The 5,852-nt window shown below is 75.1% G+C and carries 6 protein-coding genes; all 6 read right to left on the bottom strand.

Annotation, left to right across the window (positions count from 1 at the left end; genetic code table 11):
- Nucleotides 1-160: 160 nt before the first annotated feature.
- On the bottom strand, nucleotides 161-820 hold the full coding sequence (locus tag ABZ951_RS33365) for a response regulator transcription factor (RefSeq protein ID WP_344091449.1): 660 nt from the start codon (nucleotides 818-820) through the stop codon (nucleotides 161-163).
- Nucleotides 817-2,085 (bottom strand): histidine kinase, encoded by a 1,269-nt coding sequence (locus tag ABZ951_RS33360; protein WP_344091455.1) that lies wholly within the window; start codon nucleotides 2,083-2,085, stop codon nucleotides 817-819. The genes ABZ951_RS33365 and ABZ951_RS33360 overlap by 4 nt, the downstream gene beginning before the upstream one ends.
- A 110-nt stretch (nucleotides 2,086-2,195) precedes the next feature.
- Entirely contained in the window at nucleotides 2,196-2,939 is a 744-nt protein-coding gene (locus tag ABZ951_RS33355) for an alpha/beta hydrolase (RefSeq protein ID WP_344091447.1), read from the bottom strand.
- Nucleotides 2,936-4,129: a kynureninase gene (kynU, locus tag ABZ951_RS33350; protein ID WP_344091445.1), complete on the bottom strand. Its 1,194-nt coding sequence runs from the start codon at nucleotides 4,127-4,129 to the stop codon at nucleotides 2,936-2,938. Before kynU ends, ABZ951_RS33355 begins: the two co-directional genes overlap by 4 nt.
- Nucleotides 4,122-4,955 carry a tryptophan 2,3-dioxygenase family protein gene (locus ABZ951_RS33345; RefSeq protein WP_344091443.1) on the bottom strand — a complete coding sequence of 278 codons (834 nt, stop codon included), beginning with the start codon at nucleotides 4,953-4,955 and terminating at the stop codon, nucleotides 4,122-4,124. Before ABZ951_RS33345 ends, kynU begins: the two co-directional genes overlap by 8 nt.
- 170 nt (nucleotides 4,956-5,125) lie before the next feature.
- On the bottom strand, nucleotides 5,126-5,539 hold the full coding sequence (locus tag ABZ951_RS33340; protein ID WP_344091441.1) for a DUF3151 domain-containing protein: 414 nt from the start codon (nucleotides 5,537-5,539) through the stop codon (nucleotides 5,126-5,128).
- Between the last annotated feature and the right edge of the window lie 313 nt (nucleotides 5,540-5,852).

The following is a 5,852-nucleotide window of genomic DNA, read 5'->3' as shown; positions in this document are numbered from 1 at the left end:
TTCATGACGCACACAACAGCCGCCGCAGGGACCGCACGACCCGGCCCGAAACCCCCACCCGCGCAGGCCCGCCACCGCACCTGAACAGCCCCGCGCAGCGGACACGCCCCCCGCAGGGAAACGGCGCCGCACCCGGCAAACAACGACCAGCCCCGGGCGGCTAGCCCCCCGGTGTAACCAGCCCCGCCTCATACGCGAAGACCGCCGCCTGCGTGCGGTCCCGCAGGCCCAGCTTCACCAGGATGCGGCTGACGTGCGTCTTGACCGTGGACTCGGCGACGACGAGGCCGGCCGCGATCTCCGAGTTGGAGCGGCCCTGCGCGACGAGGACCAGCACCTCCGTCTCGCGTTCGGTGAGGTCCGCGACGCGCTCCTGGGTGGGCAGCCGGGGCGTGCCGAGCCGGGAGAACTCCTGGATGAGCCGCTTGGTGACCGTCGGCGCGAGGAGCGCCTCGCCGGAGGCCACGACGCGGACGCCGTCGGCGAGCTGGCGGGCGGAGGCGTCCTTGAGCAGGAAGCCGCTGGCCCCGGCCCGGAGCGCCTGGTAGACGTACTCGTCCAGGTCGAAGGTGGTCAGGACCAGGACCTTCGCCCCGGCGTCGGCGGCGATGATCTCGCGGGTCGCCTCCAGCCCGTTCAGGACGGGCATGCGGATGTCCATCAGGACCACGTCGGGGCGGAGTGCGGTCACCTGCTCGACGGCCTGCCGGCCGTCCACCGCCTCGCCGACGACCTCGATGTCGGGCTGGGCGTTCAGCAGGACGGAGAAGCCCTCCCGGACCATCATCTGATCGTCCACGATCAGTACGCGGATGGTCATGCGGCGGCCTCGCCCACGGCGACGGGGAGGAACGCGACGACCTCGAAGCCGCCCTCGTCCGTCGCCTGCGCGGTCATCTCCCCGCCGAGCATCGCGACGCGCTCGCGCATGCCGAGCACGCCGTGGCCGGCGCCCGGGGAGGGCTTGGCCAGCCGGTTCGGCGGCCCGTTGACGACGCGCAGGCCGAGGCCGCCGAGGACGTAGGAGAGCTCGACGCGGGCCTCGGCGCCGGGCGCGTGGCGCAGGACGTTGCTGAGCGCCTCCTGGACGATGCGGTACGCCGACAGTTCGACGCCCTGCGGCAGCGGCCGCACCGAGCCCGTCGTCACCCGTTCGACCGCCGAGCCGGCGGAGCGGACGTTGTCCAGCAGGCCGTCCAGGGCGGCGAGGGTGGGCTGCGGGGCCTCGGGGCCGGCGAAGGCGTCGGGGTTCTCCGACCGGACGACGCCGAGCACCCGGCGCAGCTCGGTCAGGGCGGCGACGGCGTTCTCCCGGATCGTCTGGAACGCGGCGGCCAGCTCGGGCGGGGTGTCCTGCACCCGGTAGGGCGCGGCCTCGGCCTGGATGGCGACGACGGACATGTGGTGGGCGACCACGTCGTGCAGCTCGCGGGCGATGGTGGTGCGCTCCTCCAGGACCGTGCGCCGGGAGCGTTCCACCTCGGTGACGGCCGCCTGGGCGACGACCTGCTGCTTCGTCTCGCGCAGGCTGCGGCCGCCGAGGACGGCGAAGAGCACGAACCCGTAGAGGACGAGCATCTGGAACAGGTCGGGGAGGAAGTACCCGTCGCTGTACGAGCGGAAGACGATCCCGAGGAAGAGGCCCAGCGCGGCGGTCAGCGCCAGCATTTCGACCGCTGTCCGCGGGCGCGTCCGCACGGCGACGATCAGCAGGACGAAGAGGTGGCCGACGAGGGCGCCCGGCCCCGGCCCGTAGCCGCTGAGGACCGTTCCGCCGACGAGCAGACCGGCGCACGACAGCCACCACGCGCCGACCGGCCGGAAGAGGGTCATCGCCACCGGCACACCGACGAACAGCCCGGCGAGCAGGCCGCTGAGCCCGCCGGTGCGTTCGAGCGTCGCGAGGACGAGCACGGAGGCGAGGGCGGCCACCGCGGTGTGCGGGAACCACCGGGCGTAGTGCCCGCCGCGGCCCGGCAGCCACCGGACCAGCCGGTGGTCGGCAGGCAGCGGCGGCAGCGGCCGGAAGGCGAAGGCGTCGGTGAAGAGGTCCTCGCGGATCCTGCTCAGAACGCTCTTCACCATCCGCAGCTCGTCGCTCGGCCTGGTGTCATAGGTGTCGGTCACGCCATCCACCGTAGGCAACCCGTCATGTCCCTGGCGTCCCCATGGGTGGGGATCTGCGGGGGTCCGTCTCAAGTACTACGCGCGCGGGCGCCCAGCAGGGCCAGCAGTTCCGCGCAGGCGGGGGTGCCCGGCGTCACCGGGGTGAAATGCCCCACTCCCGGCAGTTCCCGGTGGGTGATCTCTCCGCCCGCCGCCCGGGCGGCGGCCGTGTAGCGGGTGGAGAGCGCCGCGGGGACGTGCGGGTCGGCGCCGCCGTGCAGGAGCGTGACGGGCCCGCGCGGGGGCGGCAGCCGCACCGGGTCGGCTTCGGGCCGGTACGCGCCGCCGAGCAGCGCGTCGACCGCGCCGGCGCCGAGCCGGAGCGTCCGGGCGCGGCCCAGGTCGGCGACGGGGGCGACGGCGACGACCTCGCAGGGCGGCACCCCGGCGGCGCCCGCCGCCCACAGGGCGAGGTGGCCGCCCGCCGAGTGCCCGGCGAGGACGTGCCGGCCCGGGGCGCCGCGGCCGGCGTCAGCGGCCACCCGTGCCACGTCCTCGAACGTTTCCGGCCAGCCGCCGCCCCCGCCCACCCGGCGGTACTCCGCCAGGAACACCTCGACACCGCCCGCGGCGAGCGCCGCGGCGAGCGGCGAGAGGTGGCACCGGTCGTACGCCTCGCGCCAGAAGCCGCCGTGCAGCAGCGTCACCCGGGTGTGCGGGGGCCCGGCCGGGCGGTAGATGTCGACGACCTGGCTCGGGTGGTCGCCGTAGGTGACGCTCTCGTCCGGCGCCACGTGCGCCAGGGCGAACAGCTCGCTCTCCCCGTCGCTCACCCGGCCAGGACCTCCCCCAGCACGCGCGCCGCGCGGTGCGCGTCGGCGAAGCCCGTGTAGAGCGGGGTGAAGCCGAAGCGCAGCACGTCGGGGCGGCGGAAGTCGCCGACGACACCGCGGCGGGCCAGCTCCGCCATGGCCTCGCCCGCGCCGGAGGGGCAGCTCAGCGACACCTGGCTGCCGCGCTCGGCGTGCGGGACGGGCGTGACGGACCGGGCCCGCCCCCCGGGCACGTACGCCTCGGCGCAGCGCAGGAAGAAGTCCGTCAGGGCCAGGCTCTTGGCCCGCACGGCGTCGAGGGAAACGCCGTCCCACACGTCGAGCGCCGCGTCGAGGGCGAGCAGCGAGAGGATCTCGGGCGTGCCGACGCGACCGCGCGCCGCCCCCTCGGCCGGGGTGTAGGCGGGGTCCATGCCGAAGGGGTCGGCGTGGGAGTTCCAGCCGGGCAGCGGGGAGTCGAAGCGGGCCTGGAGGTCGCGGCGCACGTACAGGTAGGCGGGCGCGCCGGGCCCGCCGTTGAGGTACTTGTACGTGCAGCCGACCGCGAAGTCCACGCCGTGCGCGTCGAGCCCGACGGGCAGGGCGCCCGCGCTGTGGCACAGGTCCCACACCACGCGGGCGCCCGCGGCGTGCAGGGCGGCGGTCGTGGCGGGCAGGTCGTGGAGCCGGCCGGTGCGGTAGTCGACGTGATTGACGAGCGCCACGGCCGTGCGGGGCCCGGCCTCGCCCGGCAGGTCCCCGGCGTCGACGGCCCGGATCCGGCAGCCCGTCATCCGGGCGGCGGAGGCGGCGATGTAGCCGTCGGTGGGGAACGTCGCGGCGTCGACGAGGATCTCGTCCCGCCCCTCTCCGGCCAGCCGCGCGGCACCCACCACGGCCTTGAAGACGTTGACGCTGGTGGAGTCGCCGGCGACGACCTGCCCGGGCGCGGCGCCCACGAGCGCCCCGACGCGGTCGCCCACCCGCTCGGGGGCCGCCCACCAGCCGGACTCCTCCCACGACCGGATCCGCAGCCGCCCCCACTCGCGCCCTACGACGTCGGCGAGGCGGCCCGCGACGGAGGCCGGCAGGGCCCCGAGGGAGTTCCCGTCGAGGTAGACCGTGTCGTCGAGGACGAACTCGGCCCGCTTGGCGCGGAGCCCGTCGGCCGCGTCGAGGGCCGCCGCTTCGGCGGCCAGGCGCTCAGACATGGCTGCGCGCCGTCCACAGCTCGGGGAAGACGGTCTTCGCGGCGCGCTTCTCCAGCCACGCGACGCCCGCCGAGCCGCCCGAGCCCACCTTGGCGCCCATCGCCCTGCGGGTGGCGACGAGATGGTCGTTGCGCCACCGCCAGACCAGCTCCGCGACCTCGGTCAGGGCCTCGCCCAGCCGGCACTCGTCGCTGTTCTGGTCGCCCGCGTAGACGCGCTGCCAGACCTCCTCGACCGCCGGGTCGGCCTCGTGGCGCACGGAGACGTCGCGATCGAGCACGGAGGCCGGTATCGGATGCCCGCGCCGGGCCAGCCAGCTCAGCACCTCGTCGTACAGGCTGGGTTCGCGCAGCGCCTTCTCCAGCGCCGCGTGCGTGGCGGGCGTGCCGCGGTAGGGCACCAGCATCGAGGCCGACTTGTCGCCCAGGAGGAACTCCAGGCGGCGGTAGGTGGCCGACTGGAAACCGGACGCCTCGCCGAGCGCGGAGCGGTACGCGTTGAACTGAGCGGGCGTCAACTGGGCGAGCGGCTTCCAGGACGCGTTGAGCGACTCCAGCTCGTACGCGGAGCGCTTGAGCGCGGCCATCGCGGCCGGCAGGTCGTCCTCGCGCAGCGCGCGGGCGGCGGTCCGCCACTCGTGCACGAGGACCGTGAACCACAGCTCCATCACCTGGGTGGTGACGAGGAAGGCCATCTCACCGGGGTCCTCGGAGAGGGGCTCCTGGAGGCGGCTGAGCACGGACGCCCGGACGTAGTCCTCGTACGGGGTGGTCTGCTCGAATTCGACGTTCGGGGCTTGGGGACGGGCAGGCTGCGGTTGCGGCATCGCGCGCTCCTCGGCGATCAGTGCTCCCGGGTAGCGGTCCGCCCCTTCCTGTCGGCATCGGAGCCCCGGTCCCCTGTGGGCATCATCCGTCCCGCGCGCCACCCGGTGCAAGGGCTGTGGACAGCCGGAACGCCCCGCGCGGGGCGGGGCGTTCCGGCAGTCACCGCATGTCAGCCCAGGGTGCTGGCCGCGGTCGGGGAGCTGTCGCGCAGGAACGACGAGCAGCGCTCGTACTCCTCCTGCTCCCCGATCGCCTGCGCGGCCCGCGCCAGCGCGTGCAGCGCGCGCAGGAAACCACGGTTCGGCTCGTGCTCGAAAGGCACCGGCCCGTGCCCCTTCCAGCCGCTGCGCCGCAGGGCGTCCAGCCCGCGGTGGTACCCCGTGCGGGCGTACGCGTACGACTCGACGACCCGGCCGCCCTCGAACGCCTCGTCGGCGAGCTGCGCCCACGCGAGGGAGGACGAGGGGTACTTCGCGGCGACGTCGGAGGGCGCCGCGCCCGAGGCGAGCAGCTCGCGCGGCTCGGGGTCGTCGGGCAGGTGGGTCGGGGGCGGGCCCCCGAGGAGGTTCTCGTGAATGGACATGCTCCCCAGTTTGCCTTGTCGCTGCGCTGGCTTGCAGGGTGTGTGGTTGCTGTTTTCGCTGGCGCGAAGCCGTTGCCGCTGCGCGGGGCCGGTCCGCTGGCGCGGGGCCGCTCCGCTGCGCGGGGCGTTGCCGGGTGCGGCGCCGTTTCCCCTGCGGGGGGCCGGTCCGCTGCGCGGGGCTTCCAATGTGCGGTGGCGGGTCTCCGCGGGCCTGTTGTTGGGGGGGGGGGGGGGGTAGGGCCCCCCCCCACCCCCCCGCCCCCCCCCCCCCCCCAACCGGGGGGGGGGGGGAAAAAAAAAAGGGGTGAACCCC

Origin of the sequence: Streptomyces sp. NPDC046215 (assembly GCF_040646215.1) — a bacterium.
GTDB lineage: Bacteria > Actinomycetota > Actinomycetes > Streptomycetales > Streptomycetaceae > Streptomyces > Streptomyces stramineus.
The sequence above is the reverse complement of the archived record's forward strand: the minus strand, read 5'-3'. Positions and strand labels throughout refer to the sequence as shown.